The 15,747-nt window shown below is 68.4% G+C and carries 17 protein-coding genes and 1 tRNA gene; 3 read left to right on the forward strand and 15 right to left on the reverse strand.

From position 1 onward, the window contains the following. Positions 1 to 51 precede the first annotated feature (51 nt). The 3 genes from egtD to AC1IQ6_RS19245 all read left to right on the forward strand — a co-directional run bounded on the left by egtD (position 52) and on the right by AC1IQ6_RS19245 (position 2,550). Positions 52 to 1,029, forward strand: a complete 978-nt coding sequence (gene egtD, locus AC1IQ6_RS19235; RefSeq protein ID WP_485865182.1) for an L-histidine N(alpha)-methyltransferase — start codon at positions 52 to 54, stop codon at positions 1,027 to 1,029. A gap of 37 nt (positions 1,030 to 1,066) precedes the next feature. Then, positions 1,067 to 2,383 (forward strand): ergothioneine biosynthesis protein EgtB, encoded by a 1,317-nt coding sequence (gene egtB / locus AC1IQ6_RS19240; RefSeq protein ID WP_111827040.1) that lies wholly within the window; start codon positions 1,067 to 1,069, stop codon positions 2,381 to 2,383. A gap of 90 nt (positions 2,384 to 2,473) precedes the next feature. After that, positions 2,474 to 2,550: transfer RNA gene (locus tag AC1IQ6_RS19245), tRNA-Met, on the forward strand. A gap of 6 nt (positions 2,551 to 2,556) precedes the next feature. Here the strand turns inward: AC1IQ6_RS19245 and AC1IQ6_RS19250 are convergent. The 15 genes from AC1IQ6_RS19250 to AC1IQ6_RS19320 form a co-directional block, all read right to left on the reverse strand. After that, positions 2,557 to 2,931 carry a helix-turn-helix transcriptional regulator gene (locus AC1IQ6_RS19250; protein ID WP_338404896.1) on the reverse strand — a complete coding sequence of 125 codons (375 nt, stop codon included), beginning with the start codon at positions 2,929 to 2,931 and terminating at the stop codon, positions 2,557 to 2,559. A 105-nt stretch (positions 2,932 to 3,036) separates the two neighbouring features. Then, complete coding sequence (locus tag AC1IQ6_RS19255) at positions 3,037 to 3,330, reverse strand: hypothetical protein (protein WP_131728733.1); 294 nt, start codon at positions 3,328 to 3,330, stop codon at positions 3,037 to 3,039. Between the two features lie 98 nt (positions 3,331 to 3,428). Next, positions 3,429 to 3,635, reverse strand: coding sequence for a DUF2274 domain-containing protein (locus AC1IQ6_RS19260; RefSeq protein ID WP_241116880.1), 207 nt, complete (start codon positions 3,633 to 3,635; stop codon positions 3,429 to 3,431). A 4-nt stretch (positions 3,636 to 3,639) separates the two neighbouring features. Then, a complete protein-coding gene (locus AC1IQ6_RS19265) occupies positions 3,640 to 4,884 on the reverse strand; it encodes a TraB/TrbI/VirB10 family type IV secretion system protein (RefSeq protein WP_481586342.1) in 1,245 nt (414 codons plus the stop codon). A gap of 62 nt (positions 4,885 to 4,946) precedes the next feature. Beyond that, entirely contained in the window at positions 4,947 to 6,155 is a 1,209-nt protein-coding gene (trbG, locus tag AC1IQ6_RS19270) for a P-type conjugative transfer protein TrbG (RefSeq protein ID WP_485865183.1), read from the reverse strand. Then, on the reverse strand, positions 6,152 to 6,865 hold the full coding sequence (trbF, locus tag AC1IQ6_RS19275; RefSeq protein ID WP_054440513.1) for a conjugal transfer protein TrbF: 714 nt from the start codon (positions 6,863 to 6,865) through the stop codon (positions 6,152 to 6,154). Before trbF ends, trbG begins: the two co-directional genes overlap by 4 nt. Before the next feature lie 23 nt (positions 6,866 to 6,888). Then, positions 6,889 to 8,148 (reverse strand): P-type conjugative transfer protein TrbL, encoded by a 1,260-nt coding sequence (gene trbL / locus AC1IQ6_RS19280; protein WP_241118404.1) that lies wholly within the window; start codon positions 8,146 to 8,148, stop codon positions 6,889 to 6,891. Positions 8,149 to 8,162: 14 nt separating this feature from the next. Then, positions 8,163 to 8,381, reverse strand: coding sequence for a hypothetical protein (locus tag AC1IQ6_RS19285; RefSeq protein WP_241116593.1), 219 nt, complete (start codon positions 8,379 to 8,381; stop codon positions 8,163 to 8,165). 12 nt (positions 8,382 to 8,393) lie between these two features. Further along, complete coding sequence (gene trbJ / locus AC1IQ6_RS19290; RefSeq protein WP_241116592.1) at positions 8,394 to 9,122, reverse strand: P-type conjugative transfer protein TrbJ; 729 nt, start codon at positions 9,120 to 9,122, stop codon at positions 8,394 to 8,396. Beyond that, positions 9,119 to 11,569 carry a conjugal transfer protein TrbE gene (trbE, locus tag AC1IQ6_RS19295; protein WP_241116591.1) on the reverse strand — a complete coding sequence of 817 codons (2,451 nt, stop codon included), beginning with the start codon at positions 11,567 to 11,569 and terminating at the stop codon, positions 9,119 to 9,121. Before trbE ends, trbJ begins: the two co-directional genes overlap by 4 nt. Positions 11,570 to 11,576: 7 nt before the next feature. After that, positions 11,577 to 11,849, reverse strand: coding sequence for a VirB3 family type IV secretion system protein (locus AC1IQ6_RS19300; protein ID WP_209156678.1), 273 nt, complete (start codon positions 11,847 to 11,849; stop codon positions 11,577 to 11,579). Further along, entirely contained in the window at positions 11,846 to 12,145 is a 300-nt protein-coding gene (locus AC1IQ6_RS19305; RefSeq protein ID WP_082402843.1) for a TrbC/VirB2 family type IV secretion system protein, read from the reverse strand. The genes AC1IQ6_RS19300 and AC1IQ6_RS19305 overlap by 4 nt, the downstream gene beginning before the upstream one ends. An 89-nt stretch (positions 12,146 to 12,234) precedes the next feature. Further along, positions 12,235 to 13,221 carry a P-type conjugative transfer ATPase TrbB gene (gene trbB, locus AC1IQ6_RS19310; RefSeq protein WP_241116590.1) on the reverse strand — a complete coding sequence of 329 codons (987 nt, stop codon included), beginning with the start codon at positions 13,219 to 13,221 and terminating at the stop codon, positions 12,235 to 12,237. Beyond that, the gene (locus AC1IQ6_RS19315; protein ID WP_241116589.1) at positions 13,214 to 13,708 is read right to left on the reverse strand and encodes a CopG family transcriptional regulator; all 495 of its coding nucleotides are present in this window, start codon (positions 13,706 to 13,708) and stop codon (positions 13,214 to 13,216) included. The genes trbB and AC1IQ6_RS19315 overlap by 8 nt, the downstream gene beginning before the upstream one ends. Beyond that, complete coding sequence (locus AC1IQ6_RS19320) at positions 13,705 to 15,705, reverse strand: conjugal transfer protein TraG (protein WP_241116588.1); 2,001 nt, start codon at positions 15,703 to 15,705, stop codon at positions 13,705 to 13,707. Before AC1IQ6_RS19320 ends, AC1IQ6_RS19315 begins: the two co-directional genes overlap by 4 nt. Between the last annotated feature and the right edge of the window lie 42 nt (positions 15,706 to 15,747).

Consider the following 15,747-nt stretch of genomic DNA (forward strand, 5'->3'; position numbering starts at 1 on the left):
GACAATAGACCTTTGCAATGCGCTTCAAGCTCTCAAAAAGGAACTGAACGCATGGTTTCTCCCTCCACCCTGTTCGCCCCCGCCGCCACCGAATTCATCGACCGGCACCCGCAGCAGCCCAGTCCGGAGCAGGTCGAATTGCGCGACGGGCTGCTGGACCAGCCGGCCCACGTCGATCCCAAGTTCCTGTACGACGCGCTCGGCTCGGCGCTGTTCACCGCCATCACCCAGCTGCCGGAGTACTACCCCACGCGCTGCGAAGCGGAGATCTTCCAGCGCCACGGCGCAGCCATTGCCCGCCATGTCGGCCCGGTGCAAGCCATGATAGACCTGGGCGCGGGCGACTGCGTCAAGGCGGAGCGCCTGTTCGCCAGCCTGCGCCCGCGCCATTACGTGCCCATCGACATCTCCGCCGACTACCTGCAATCGGCGGTGCGGCGGCTGCGGCTCTCGTATCCCGAACTGCAGATCACCGCGCTGGGGCAGGACTACACCCACGCGCTGGCGCTGCCCGCCGACATCCCCGCTGCCCAGCGGCTGTTCTTCTATCCCGGCTCCAGCATCGGCAACCTCAGCCCCGAAGACGCGCTCACCATGCTGCGGCGTATCCGCGGCCAGTGCGAAGGCGGCGGCCTGCTGGTCGGCGTGGACCGCGTCAAGCCGGCGCAGGTGCTCGAGCCCGCCTACGACGACGCGCTGCACCTGACCGCGGCCTTCAACCTGAACCTGCTGCGGCACGTGAACCGCCTGCTGGACGCCGATTTCGACGTGGCCGACTGGCGCCATGTGGCGCGCTTCGACAGCGCGCGCTCGCGCATCGAGATGCACCTGGAGGCGCTGCGCGCCGTGCGGGTCGCCTGGCCCGGCGGCCAGCGCGAATTCGGCGCCGGCGAACGCATCCACACCGAGAACTCCTACAAATTCACCCCGCAGTCCTTTGCCGCCCTGCTCGGCAGCGCCGGCTATCGCGACGTCGCGCACTGGTCGGATTCCCGCGGCTGGTTTTCGGTTTTCAGCGCCCGCGCCTGATGCCGGGCAAGACACTAAACGCCACTGGAGGATCGCCATGGAACCTGCGTGCCTGCTGACCCACCCCGCCACCGGACCGTACGCGGCCGGCCAGGCCGGCCAGCACGACCGCTACGACGCGGTGCGCCTGACGACGGCGGCCCTCGCCGCGCCGCTCAGCCCGGAGGATTGCCAGGTCCAGTCCATGCCGGACTGCAGCCCCGTCAAATGGCACCTCGCGCACACCACCTGGTTCTTCGAGACCTTTCTGCTGGGCCGCTTTCACCCGTCCTACGCGGTATTCCACCCGCAGTACCGCATGCTCTTCAATTCCTACTACAACGCCATCGGCGCCAAGCATCCGCGCCCGCAGCGCGGCCTGCTGTCGCGCCCCTCGCTGGGCGAAGTGCAGCAATACCGCCAGCACGTGGACGGCGCCATGCACGAACTGATCTCGCGCCTGGGCGGCAACGACGCGGAGTTCGACGCCCTGCTGGAACTGGGCCTGAACCATGAGCAGCAGCACCAGGAACTGATCCTCACCGACCTGAAGCACATGCTCTCGGCCAATCCGCTGCGCCCGGCCTACGTGGCGCCCGGCGCAACCGCCCTGCCCCCGGCCACGCCCGCCGGCTGGACCCGCTACGCCGGCGGCATCACGCGTATCGGCCACGACGGACGCGGCTTCGGCTTCGACAACGAGGGCCCGGCGCACGACGTGCTGCTGGCCCCCTTCCACCTCGCCGACCGCCTCGTGACCCAGCACGAATACCTGGCTTTCATCCAGGACGGCGGCTACAAGCGGCCCGAGCTGTGGCTGTCCCTGGGCTGGGACCAGGTCTGCGCGCAAGGCTGGCAGGCGCCGCTCTACTGGGAACGGCAGCGCGACGGCTGGCGCCTGTTCACGCTACGCGGCATGCAGGAGCTGGAACTGCAGGCCCCGGTCACGCACGTCAGCTACTTCGAGGCCGACGCCTACGCCCGTTGGGCCCGCGTGCGCCTGCCGCGCGAAGCCGAATGGGAACACGCCGCCCGCCAGTTGCCCGAGGGCGCCCTGTCGGGCCGCGCCAACATGCTGGAAAACGGCCACCTCGACCCGCGCCCCGCCCCCGCCCGCAACGGTTCGGGCGGGCCGGTGCAGCTCTTCGGCGACGCCTGGGAGTGGACCTGTAGCGCCTACGACGCCTACCCCGGCTTCCGCCCCGACGCCGGCGCCGTCGGCGAATACAACGGCAAATTCATGTGCAGCCAGTACGTGCTGCGCGGCGGCTCCTGCGCCACCCCCAGGGACCACATCCGCCCGAGCTACCGCAACTTCTTCCCGCCCGACGCCCGCTGGCAGTTCTCCGGCATCCGCCTGGCGCGAGACGCCTGAAAAAATGATGGCTGACTGCTTGCGCATGGAAAAAATTCTGTGCTAGAATTTCGTTCTTCGTTGATCGCTACTAGTAATTAACGAAGACGTGGCGCATTAGCTCAGCCGGTTAGAGCGACGGAATCATAATCCGCAGGTCCCCTGTTCGAATCAGGGATGCGCCACCAAAGATATCAAGGACTTAGCGAGCGATCGCTAAGTCCTTTTCTACTTCTGGCACCTTCGTGTCCGAACTGTGTCCGAAATTTCCGGCGCGAAAAGCGAGATAGTTTGAGACGGTCGGTGTTGTGGCGACGCTGCAACGGTGCGGCCACAGCCGCTGCCGGCGATCCTGCCCGGTACTCCTGGGGATTATCAATCCATGCCTGCAAGGCGGCCGGGGTCCAGCCACATGCGCGGCCGCCCAAATGGACAGGCCGAGGGAAACGGCCCTCTGCGATGCGTCGATAGATCGTGGCGCGGCTAAGTGCCGTGATGCGTACTACGTCTGCCAGGCGATAAAAAGCAGGCGCAGGCTTGGCAACATCGTGCTCGTTGGGCATGGCCATCTCCTATAAGCGGACATGGCATCAGGATGCGTCAGACCATCTCAAATCCAAACCAGCAAGAGCGTAGTCCAGCGCATCACTGGTGATTCGCAGACCATTAGCCAGTCAGTATTGAAGGCTCTGCACCTCGAAGTAGACTTCCGAGGCATCAGGTTCCAAGAGTGCTGTTCGGCGCGCCTGCTCCGCAGCGATCAGCCACTGCCGGGCGACCTTCCACGTGTCTTCCGACAGGCTGCCTAGCTTGTGCTCGGCTTCCTGCCAAGCTCGCCATGCCCGCAGCACGGCGTCGGCTCCGCCCAGTGTCTGCTCTAGCGCCTGGCGGTACTGCGCCTCCACCACTTGACGCTGCACGGGCGACAGATTGGGATGGTGCAAGGTGACGGTATAGGCGTGGGACATGAGCGTACAGACAAACAAATGAAATACTGTATATTTATACAGTTAATTGGGCCATCACGCAATTTGTCCGGCTCGCCCCTTGTTCACCTCTGGCAGCGCTACGATCGCCGGAAGCCCCTGTCATTGCGAAGGAACCACGCCAGCATATGCGGCACCAACGCGGCCGCATCGACCTGCTCGCCGTAAAGCTGACTATGCATGGCCGCATACCGGTCGAGATCGGCCTTCAGTTCCATCGACAGGCTGATCGTCAATTTCGTGACATCTTGGCGCGGTAGCGGGCCTAAGCGCAGTTTCGTTGCCATTGCTTCACCTGTTGATGAACAGCGGCCGGTACGGCCGCAGCGTGATGTCGCGGTTCACGACGATGCGCACCGGCATGCCGGGCCGGATGGTGATCGTGGGCTGGATGTTCAGGTTGCGCCGCGTGATCTCCTGGCCTACCTGGTTCACGGTGTCCTGCATGCCATCGCGCGCGGCAATGACCACGCGGCCGTCGCCGCCGCCCTGGTTCTGCGGCGCGGCCAGTTCGGCGCCCACGCCCAGCAAGGTCGTGAGCGCAGCACCCGCCAGTATCCGGTCCCAATGCCAGTCCACGTCATCTTCCAGGCCCGCGTAGCCGGCGGGGTCGGCGGCGGCCAGGTTGTCGAGCACGATGGATGAGGTATCAGGCATGACGATGCGGTCCCAGACGGCTTGCGCCCGGCTTTGTCCGTAGGCCACCTGGCTGTTGTGGCGGCCCATCAGGCGCGCGCCCTGGGGAATCAGGATGTTGCTTCGGGTAGCGCTGTCGTAAACGGGCTCGGTCACGGTTGCAATGATGTCGCCCGGCATATCCGATTTGATACCCGTGACCAGCGCGGCCGAAATGACGGTGCCGGCCATGATCGTGTCGGGGCCGCGTGGCGCATCCATGCGATGGGCGCTTTGCGTGGCGGTACGGCCCTGGCTTGCGAAGGCTGTCTTGTTGTCCTGCATGTTCTGCGTCTGCACGGCATCGACGGGCGGACTGCCTTCGGCCAGGGGCAAGCCGGCGGGTCCGGCGTCGGCCATAGACGGCGCGCCGCCCGCCGCGCTACCGCCGCGGTTGCCGGATTTGTAGAACAGCGGCGCGCGGGCCGCGTCCTGCGCTTCCTTCAGGCGCGCCTGGCGCCCGGCATCAGCCGGGTCCACGTTCGCGGGCGCATACACGCCCGCTTCGCGCTCGGCACGCAGGATCGGCCCGCCCAGGTCGCCCGGCAGCGGCCGGCCCAGCTCGGGTGGCGCCGGCTGCGCTGGCGGCGGCAACTGGCTGTAGTCTTTCGGCAGGGTCTCCAGCCCTTCGGCGCGGGATATCCGATCAACGTTGTACAGCTCCGGCCCCGTGTCGGCCTGGCGCGAGCGCGGTTGCAACGACCATAGCGTGACGCCCAGCACGGCGAACGACACCGCGCCGATACCGACGGCCAGCGTGCGGCGATTAAGCCGGGTAACAGGCTGCGGCGCGGCGCGCAGCTCGACCGATTCGGGCAGCCGCTTGGCAGAAACGTCCGGTGGCAAGTCCGCCGGGGCGATGGGCGGCGGACGGGACGCGGCATCCGCTGGCGGCGATACGCCAGTCTGACTGTCCGGTTCGCTCATGACCCACCTCGCGCGCTGGCCACGTCGTTGCGCTCAATGCGCACGATCTTGGCATCGTCGCCCCCCAGGCGCAGCTCCACCGCCCCGAAGAGGCGGTCCACCACGTAATACGGCGGCCGATACTGGTAGTTCACCAGTTGCAGGTCGCCATCCGGCCCGACCAGGAACAGCGGCGGCAATTCGCCCTGGGCGATGCCGGCCGGGAACTGGATGTAGACCTTCTGGCCATCATCAAAGGCCCGCAGCGGGCGCCAGGGCGGCGTGTCGCCCGTGATGGCGTACCGGAAGCGCAATTGGTCCACGGCAACACCCGTCGCCAGCGGCGTGGCTTGGGCGGCGGCTTCGTTGCGCTGTTTCAGCTCGGCAAGCCGGTCTTGCGGATAGTCCCACGAGACGGAGGCCATCCAGGCCGATTCAGTGGACGCCAGCTCCAGCAGGTAGATGCGCCGGTCGGTCGTCACGACAAGATTGGTTTTCAGGCCCGAGCGCACCGGCTTGATTTGCAGATTGGGGCGCAAGGAGGCGCCGCTGCCGCTGGTGGAGTCCCCCACAATCCAGCGCACCGTGTCGCCAGCGGACACGTCGATCAGCTTTTCGCCGGCCTGCAACTGCACCAGCGTCACGCGCCCCGGACTGGCATAGATCTGGTACAAGGCGCCTTCCGTGTACGGCCAGACCTGAATGGCATTGATGAAGCCGTCGCGCGTGGGCGCCATGCGCGCTTCGTGGTTGGCGCGATTGACCCGCGCTTCCGGCGCGGCCGGCTCGGAGGCGGGTTTGTCCTCGATGGACTTCAATTGCCCCGGCAGCGGCAAGGGCTGCGGCATCGGCACGATCTCGACCGGCTTGGGCGGCTCGGGCACCACGACGGGCTGGCTCACTGCCACGGGCGGGTCATCCAGACTGATCTCGGGCGGCGGCGTGCCGCGCGTCGCGCACCCGGCCAGCGCCACGGCCAGGCCCGCAAGCGCCAGCACGCCGCACGGCCAGGGTAGCCGCGCGCCGCGCCGCGAACGGGTAAAAGGCCAAGTGTGCGGTCCGCCGGCAGCCGCTTGGCGGGCAAGCCGGCCCGAGCCCCGGCGGGAGGGGGCAGCGCGTCCGCGCCGGCGCCAAGGGGCGCGCGCATGATGGCCCGCCGCACCTGGGCACGGCGGCACGTCGCACAGCGCCTGGGGCGCACGATCGATCGAAGTGGGGTTCGTCATGGCGTAGCGTCTCCAGAAGCAGGATTGGCGGACAACTGGCGGCTCCAGCTGATGCCGTCCACGTAGATGCCCAAGGGGTTGGCGCGCAGCTTGGCGGCCGTGTTTGGAGGTTGCAGCACGATCGTCAGAATGGCGGTCCACCGCTCGGTGCCGGCAGCCGCACCATTGACATAGGCCTTTTCCTCCCACTGGATCTGGAAGGAACGATCGCTGGCGCGTACGATGCTGGGCACCTCCACCGTCACGGAGCGCTTGCCGACCTGCGCGAAGGGATCGTGCTGGCGTGCGTACTCGTTCAGGAACGCCGCGCCCCGGTCGGTCGTATAGGCGTAGGCATCGAGCCATTGCTTTCTCACGACGATGGGATCGACCGAAACGGCCCGCACGTTTTCGATGAAGCGCGCCAGGTGAAAGGCGATCTGTGCATCATCGGGGCGGTAGGGCGTGGCGGCCTCGCCGATGGCGCGCACCTCGCCGCTGCGGGCGACTTCCACGACATAGGGCGTGACCAGCGCCTGCGTGGAACGCCAGACATAGGCAGCCGTGGCGCCCACTGCCAGCAACAGGCATCCAAAGGCCATCAGTCGCCAATTGCGCGCCTGCACGCGGGCGCTGCCCAGCCGATCGTCCCAGGCCTGCGCCGCGCGTTGATACGGCGTCACAGGCTCGGGGGTGGCCGCGTACTTCACCGAAGGTCGCCGAAAGCGCATGGGGGAGTCTCCGTTCTTTGCAGTCAGTCAGAAGGGTCGCGCAGGCTGGGGCTGGGGCCGCTGCCGCCGCCGTCGCCAGAGCGCACGGCGTGCGCGGCCAGGGTGGCCCCTTGCGCGGCGCGCTGGCGGGCCTGCGCGCGCTTGGCCCATGTGGGCGGCTCGGACGGCGCCCCGGCCGAGGCACCGGACGATGCGGCAGGCCCTGTCCCGCTGCTCTGGAATTGCGCCTTGACGCGGTTGCCCACGGCCGAGGCGCCGGCGCGGGCCACGTCCTTCATGCCCGCGGCGGCCGCTTTCCAGCCGGTCTCGCCGGAAAAACTCGCGCCTTCGACATAGGCTTTGCGCGCGCCGGCGGCCATCGAAACGGCCGCCCGCGTGCCACCGCCCGCCAGGCGCGCCGCGCCGCCCGCCACGGCCACCCCGGCAGCGGCCACGCCCGCCGCGCCCAGCGCGGTGCCCGCCACCGCGCCCGCGCCCAGTTGCGGCGCACCGGACACCAACCCCGTCGCAATACCCGGGCCGAAAATGCCCAGGCCGAGCATCGCCAGCGACGCCAGCATCACGGCCGCCGCCTCGTCCAGCGTCGGCTCGGCGCTGATGCCGGTACGAAAATCGTTGAACACCAGCGTGCTGATGCCCACGATGACAGCCAGCACCAACACCTTGATGCCCGAGGAAATGACGCCGCCCAGCACCTTCTCGGCCATGAAGGCGGTCTTGCCCCAGAGCGCAAACGGCACCAGCACGAACCCGGCCAGCGTCATCAGCTTGAACTCGATCAAGGTCACGAATAGCTGGATGGACACCACGAAGAAACTCAGGACGACCACCGCCCAGGCAAGCAGCAGCACGACGATCGTCTCAAGGTTGGCAAACACACGGGGAAACCCGGCCAGCTCGCCCACCCGGGCCAAGAGCGGCGCGGCGGTATCGACGCCGACCTGCGCAAGCCGCCCCGGCTGCAGGAACTCGGCGGCGCTCACGGTCGAGCCCGAGGCGAGCAGCCCCAGGCCGGAGAACGAGCGAAACAGGATGCCGGCCAGCATGTTGAAGTTGCCGAGGAGGTAGGCGAACGCGCCCACGTACAGGACTTTCTTGATGAGGCGGGCGATGACCTCGTTCTGGCCGCTACCCATCGCCCACCACAGGCCCGCCAGCGTCATGTCGATGACGACAAGCGTGGCGGTCAGAAACGCGATCTCGCCGCCCAGCAGGCCAAAGCCGCTGTCGATGTAGCGGGAGAACACATCCGTGAAGCGGTCGATGACGGCCAGATCGTTCATGGCTTGCCTTCCGGTCAGAAGCCACGCACCGGCCGCGGCGTGTATTGGCCCTTGCCGTCGCCAAGAAAGCGGCGGCGGTTCTCGTCGGCGTCGCGCTGCATTTGCGCAGCGTCCGAACCTGGCGCATCGGCGGGCGCGGCCGTGGACGGCTCGCGCCGTCCCGCGTCCTCGCCCGCATCGCCGCAGGCGGCCAGCGACCCCAGCACCAGCAGCGCAAATAAGGGTTTGGGCATGGCAGCCTCGGCTTAGCGGTAGAAGTTGACGGACTGCGGCGTATAGCGGCTCGTGCCGCTGCCGGCAAAGCGTCGGCGCACCTCGCGCGCCTGGGCTTCTTCGGCCACGGCCTGGGCCTGGTCCAGCGCCACGGCGCGGTCTTGGGCGATCTGCAACTGCTGTTGCTGGATCGCCTGCTTGGCGTGCAGGGCCAGCAACTGGTTCGTCGCCTGCTGCGCCTGCAAGGCGCCGACCGCCGACTGGCTGTGCGCCACGATGTCGGCCAGCACGCCTTCGTCGACGCGCAGGTTCTGCACGGCCTGGGCCTGCACGCGCACGGTCGTGCGCAGCGATTCGAGCGATTGCGTCCAGCGCTCGCGGGCATCGCGCAGCATGTCGTCGCGGCTCATCGCCGCACCGAACTGCTCGGGATAGAGCCGCGCAAAATCCGCGTCCAGGCGCGAGACGTCGAAGGCCAGGCCGCGCGCCTCATCGACCAGGCGCGTCGTGGTGGCCAGCGCCGAGCGCAGCCGGTTGACGCTGTCGAAGTTCAGGCTCGCCAGGTTGCGACCCTGATTGATCAGCATCTGCGCTTCGTTCTGCAATTGCTGGATCTGGTTGTTGATCTGCTCCAGCGTGCGCGCGGCCGTCATCACATTCTGCGTGTAGTTCGACGGGTCGAACACCGTGCGCCAGGCGTGCGCAGGCGCGGCGGTCGCGGCCAGCGCGGCGGCCAGGATGAGAGACAGGGACGTTTTCATGGTGAAGCCTCCTTGGTGGATGCGCCGCCCGTGGCGGCCGGCGCGTGAAAGGCGCCGATCAGCTCGGCGGCCCAGTCCAGCGCGCGGTGGCGCAGCCAGCCGGCCGCGAAGCCCGCGCGCCCGTGCTCGCCCAGCACCGCGTCGATGGCGCGTTGGTCCTCGGGCGTGGACGCCCCGGCAAAGGCCAGCGCGGCCGGCCCCAGGCCCAGGTCGAACACGCGATTGCCCAGGCGGGACTGGTAGTAGTAGTCGCGCTTGGGTTGCGCATGCGCGACAAGCTGAATCTGCCGCGCGTTGAGCCCAAATCCCTCGTAGATGCCGCGTATCTGCGGCTCCATCGCTTGCGGGTTGGCCAGGAAGATGCGGCTCGCGCAGCTTTCGATGATGGCCGGTGCGATGCTGGAATCGCGGATGTCGGCCAGCGACTGTGTGGCGAACACGACCGACACCTGTTTCTTGCGCAAGGTCTTGAGCCATTCGCGCAGCCGGGCCGCAAAGACCGGGTCATCCAGAAACAGCCAGGCCTCATCGAGCACCAGCAAGGTCGGCGCGCCGTCGAAGCGTTCTTCCAGCCGCGCAAAGAGATAGCGGATGACGGCATTGGCCGCAGCCTTAGCCGGCATCAGGTCTTCCATCTCGAAGCCCTGCACGTCGGCGCTGCCGAGCCGGTCATGGTCGGCATCGAGCAGCCGGCCGTGCGCGCCGCCCAGCACATAGGGCGCGAGCGCCTGGCGCAGCCGGTTTGATTGCAAGAGCGCCGACAGGCCCGTCATCGTGCGCTGCGCGATAGGGGCGCTGGCCAGGCTGCCCAGCGCCGACCAGACCGCCGCCTTTTCGTCCGGGCCGACCGCCACGCCCTCCATCGCCAGCCGGCCTTCGATCCATTCCGTGGCCCAGCTCCGGTAGGCCACCTCGTCCACGCGCGCCAGCGGCTGGAAGGCCGCCTCGTCCTCCAGGCCCAGGTCGTGATACTCGCCGCCCAGGCCCAGCAGCGTTGCGCGCAGCGAACGCCCCATCTCGAACACAAAGACCCGGCTGCCGGCATAGCGCCGAAATTGCAGCGCCAGCATGGCCAGCAGCACCGACTTGCCGGCGCCGGTCGGGCCAACCACCAGCGTATGGCCGACGTCGCCAATATGCGTGACCAGCCTGAAGGGTGTGGCGCCATCGGTGCGCGTGACGATGAGCGGCGGGCCGTCCAGGTGGGCGTTGCGCTCCTGCCCGGCCCAGACCGCCGAGGCCGGCATCAGGTGCGCCAGATTCAGCGTGGACACCAGCCACTGGCGCACGTTGGCGTAGACGTGGCCGGGCAGCGAGGACAGCCATGCTTCGACGGCATTCAAGGTCTCGGGCACGGCCACAAAGCCGCGCGCCTCGATGGCGCGGGCGGCCAGGCGCAGCTTCTCGTCGGCCAGCGCCGCCTCCCTATCGCGCACCACCACCGTGGCGGTGAGATACCCGTAGGCCACGTCGTCCGCGCCCAGCTCCTGCAGCGCCGCATCCGCGTCGGCGGATTTGTTGTCGGCATCGCTATCGACCAGCGGGCTTTCTTGTTGCGAGAGGGTTTCGCGCAACAGCACCAGCACGCTTTTCCGCTTGGCGAACCACTGGCGGCGCAGCCGCACCAGTTCGCTTTCCGCTTCGCGCTTGTCCAGACAGACATAGCGCGTCACCCAGCGGTACGCAAAACCCAGCCGGTTCAGCTCGTCGAGCATCGCGGGCCAGGTCGTGGTCGGAAAGCCGCGCACCGACAACACCCGCAGGTGTTCGCCGCCCAGCCTGGGCGCCACGCCCCCGGCCAGGGCACTGTCGGCCAGCAGCGCATCCAGATGGCACGGCACGTCGGGCACCCGCACCGGATGACGGCGCGTGGAGATCGTGCCGTGCAGGTAGGTCAGCGTCTGGGCGCTGTCGAGCCAGCGCACCTCGGGCATCACCCCTTCGAGCAGGCCGGAAAACCGCAGCGTCTCGGCATGAAAGCCGGCCAGGCGTTCCCGCCAATCCACACCCTGGCGCGCGGCGTTCTCGTACAACAGCCGTCCCGCCCGCGCACGGCTGTCCTCGGGCGGCAGCCACAACAGCGTCAGGTAATAGACGCTCTCGAAGTGGGAACCGGCTTCCTCGAAGGCGGCGCGGCGCTCCTCGTCGATGAGCCAGGACAAGCCCTCGGGAAAGGCGGACGCGGGGTAGGCGCCCGCTTCGCACCGTTCGGCCTCCACAAAGAGCGCCCAGCCCGAGCCGAAGCGTTTGAGCGCATTGTTCAGCCGCGCGGTGACGGCCACCAGTTCCGATTCGGTGGCGCTGTCCAGGTCCGGCCCGCGAAACCGCAGCGTGCGCTGAAACGCACCGTCCTTGTTCAAGACGATGCCGTCTCCCACCAGCGCGGCCCACGGCAGCCAGTCGGCCAGTTGCGCCGGCCGCTTGCGGTATTCGGCCAGGTTCAGCATCGCCGCCTCACACGTCCAAGAGCGCCGGGTGCTTCACATGGCGCGCAAAGACCGGCATGAACTGCACATCGGCTTTCGCGCCCCAGACGGCCAGCATGTGGCCGACGAACCAGCAGGCCACGCCGGGCAGCCACAGTTGCAGGCCCAGGCCGATGGCGGCCGCCAGCGTGCCGTTGGCAATGGCCACGGTGCGCGGCGCGCCGCCCAGCAGGATCGGCTCGGTCAGCGCCCGATGCAGCGGCACCTCGAACCCCTGCGGCAGGGAGATGCCCGCACTCATACCAGCGCTCCGCCCGAGAACGCAAAGAAGCTAAGGAAAAACGACGAGGCGGCAAACGCAATCGACAACCCGAACACGATCTGAATCAGCCGCCGAAAGCCCCCGCTCGTATCGCCAAAGGCCAGCGTCAGGCCCGTGACGACGATGATGATGACCGCGACAATCCGGGCGACCGGCCCTTGCACCGAATCGAGCACGGCCTGCAGCGGCGCTTCCCAGGGCATGCTGGAGCCGGCCGCATCGGCGCGCATCAGCATCATGATGGCCAGCAGCACCAGCCAGCCGTGCCGGTTCATGAAGGCCAGGGCCTGTTCCTGAAAGGTCGGCGGCGGCAGCGGATGCGGCAAGGGATGCCGCACAGGGGCGTGAGAAACCGAGAGCGTGGTCATGGTGTGCCTCCGGTGGCAGGGGAAGTGGAAATAGGCGTCAGCCGATAGGTCTCGCCGTCCAGTCCCGTCACGCCGACGATCTCCTTGACCCGGCGGCTTTGGCCGCGGCCGGACAGGAACACGATGACGTTGACGGCTTCGGCGATCAGCGCGCGCGGCGGCACGCTGGCCGCTTCGAGCGTGAGTTGTTCCAGGCGCAGCAAGGCGCCCACGGCGGAGTTGGCGTGCAGCGTGGCAATGCCGCCTGGGTGGCCCGTGCCCCAGGCCTTGAGCAGGTCCAGGGCTTCGGCGCCCCGTACTTCGCCTACGATGATGCGGTCGGGCCGCTGGCGCAGCGTCGAGCGCACGAGATCGGCCATCGAGGCGACGCCGGGCAGCGTGCAAAGCAGCACGCGGTCCTCATTGCGGCATTGCAACTCGGGCGTGTCCTCCAGAATCAGGATGCGGTCGCCGCTGTCGGCAATGAGATCGAGCAGCGCATTGGCAAACGTCGTCTTGCCCGAACTGGTGCCGCCGGCCACGACCACGTTCATGCGTTCGCGCACGGCCGCGCGCAGAAAGGCGGCGTGGGCCGGCGCCAGGATGCCGTCGCGCACGTAGTCGTCCAGCGTGAAGATACCCACCGCATGCTTGCGAATGCTGAAGGCCGGTGCATACGTGACGGGCGGCAGCACGCCTTCGAAGCGTTCGCCGCGCAGCGGCAGCCGGGCCGAGAGCAAGGGACGTTCGCGGTGGACCTCGGCGCGCACGCAGGCGGCGACCAGCCGGATGATGCGCTCGGCATCGGCCGCCGACACCGACACGCCGGTGGGCGCGCGGCCGCCGTCGAGCCGGTCCAGCCACAGGCGGCCATCGGGATTGAGCATCACTTCAGCCACGCCCGGGTCGTCCAGCGCCTCGGTGATCGCCGGCCCCAGCGCCGTGCGCAGCATCTGCACGCTGCGCGTGTGCGCGGCGTCGCGGGTGGGATCGGACTCAGTCATCGGCGGCCTCCTGCTCGGTACCCGGCGGCGCCGCGCCGGCTGCGGCCCGGCCCAGGCCTTCGGGCGGCAGCCCATACGGGTCGGGATAGATTTCCTCATGCACCTCGCGCACCAGGCTGCGGCCGCGCTGCAGGTGGCGCGCCAGTTGATCGACGAACTGGCCGTAGCGCAGCTTGCCCTGGGCGCGCAGGGCGTCCTGCTGGCCGTCGGGCACGGGCGGCGAAACCGTCAGAAACACCCGCAGGTAGAGCGCCACCGTCTCGATCAGGATGTGCTGGTCGCGGTCGAGCTTGTCCAGTTGCCGCGACAGCCGGTCCAGGCGCCGCGCCAGCGCCGCCTCGCGCTGGTCGGCGGCATCGGGCGACAGGAAGGCCGCCAGGGCCGCCGCCACGATGGAGGACTTGGAGACGCCGCGATACGCGGCCAGGTCGTCCAGGCGGCGGGCATGATCGGGTTCGATGAAGAGGTTCAGTCGCGCGCGGCTCATAGCGGTATCCCGTCGTCAGGGTCCAGCGCCGCCAGGCGCGCGGCGCGCTGCAGGCGCCGGTCGGGTTCGATCGGCAGCGCCAGGTCGTCGTCCTCGTCGGGCATGACCAGATCGGCCTGCGCATCGTGCGCCACCGCCACGTCGTCCATCGCCAGTTCCGGCCGGATCTCCAGCCCGCCTTCTTCGGCCCATCCCGCGGGCGTCGCACCGGCCGGCGCTGGGGCGGCAGCCGGCAGGGCCAGTCCGGTCCAGTCGTCGGGCCGCGCGGCAGGCCGGTCGGCATACCGCCCTGGGTGCAGCAGCGGCGGGGGCAGCACGCGCCGCCGGAAGTTGCCATCCTCGTAGTAGCGCAGCTTCTTGGCCTGAATGGGCGGCAGGCCCGAGACCATCACGATCTCGTCGTCGGCCGGCATCTGCATGATCTCGCCGGGCGTGCGCAGCGGCCGCGCGGTCTCCTGGCGCGAGACCATCAAGTGGCCCAGCCACGGGGAGAGACGATGGCCGGCGTAGTTGCGCTGCGCGCGCTGTTCCGTGGCCGTGCCCAGGGCATCCGAGATACGTTTGGCGGTGCGCTCGTCGTTGGACGAGAACACGACGCGCACATGGCAGTTGTCCAGTATCGAGTTGCTCGGCCCGTAGGCTTTTTCGATCTGATTCAGCGATTGAGCGATCAGGTAGGCGCGCAGGCCATAGCCGGCGATGAAGGCCAGGGCGGACTCGAAAAAATCCAGGCGGCCCAGCGCGGCGAATTCGTCGAGCATCAAGAGCAGCTTGTGCCGGCGCGCGATGCCGTCCGCGCCATCCAGGGATTCGGTCAGCCGCCGGCCGATCTGGTTAAGCAACAGGCGAATCAAGGGCTTGGTGCGATTGATGTCCGAGGGCGGCACCACCAGGTAGAGCGACACCGGGTGTTCGGCATCGATCAGGTCGGCAATGCGCCAGTCGCAGCGCTGCGTCACCGCCGCCACGGTCGGATCGCGGTACAGGCCCAGGAACGACATGGCGGTGCTCAAGACCCCGGAGCGCTCGTTCTCGGACTTGTTCAGTACCTCGCGCGCGGCCGATGCCACCACCGGGTGCGGCCCATCGTCCAGATGGCGCATCGTCATCATCGCGCGCAGCGTGGCGTCGAACGTGCGCGCCGGGTCCGACAGAAAGGCCGCCACGCCGCGCAAGGTCTTGTCCGCTTCGGCGTACAGCACGTGCAGGATGGCGCCCACCAGCAGCGCGTGCGAAGTCTTTTCCCAATGGTTGCGCCGCTCCAAGGCCCCGTCCGGGTCCACCAGGATGTCGGCGATGTTCTGGGCATCGCGCACTTCATGCGTGCCCCGGCGCACTTCCAGCAGCGGGTTATTGGCGGCCGAGCGCGGGTCGGTCGGATTGAACAGCAGGCAATGCGAGAAGCGCGAGCGCCAGCCAGCGGTGAGCTGCCAGTTTTCGCCCTTGATGTCATGCACCACGCACGAGCCCGGCCAGGACAGCAGCGTGGGTACGACCAGCCCCACGCCCTTGCCCGAACGGGTCGGGGCGATTGCCATGACGTGTTCGGGGCCATCATGGCGCAGATAGGCGGGGGCCTTGCCCGGCATCTGGCCGAGAAACACGCCGGCCGGGCGCAGCAGGCCCGCGCGGTCGATGTCCTCGGCTTGGGCCCAGCGCGCCGACCCGAAGGTCGTGACCCGCCGCGCTTGGCGCGCGCGCGCCACGGACAGCGCGATCGCCACGCCAAGGGGCAGCACACCGGCGCTGGCGGCGATCATGCCGCCGCGCGCGAATACCTCGGGCGCGTAGGCGTCAAACGCATACCACCAGACAAAGAGCGCCCACGGCGGATAGCACGGCACGCCGGCCACCACGAACCACGGCGTGCCGAGCGCGGGCTGATAGCCCAAGGCCGCCGCCGTCCATTGCGTGGCGGCCCACAGGCATGCGAGTGCGGTGCCCAGCACCATCGCGATCTGACTGAACGACACGCCCGTGGACATTGGCGCCTGCATACGCTCTCCTTCCAGAGTTCGTTCCGGCGGCGCCTTCTCGGC

The organism is Achromobacter sp. MUI-25009338, assembly GCF_057359325.1.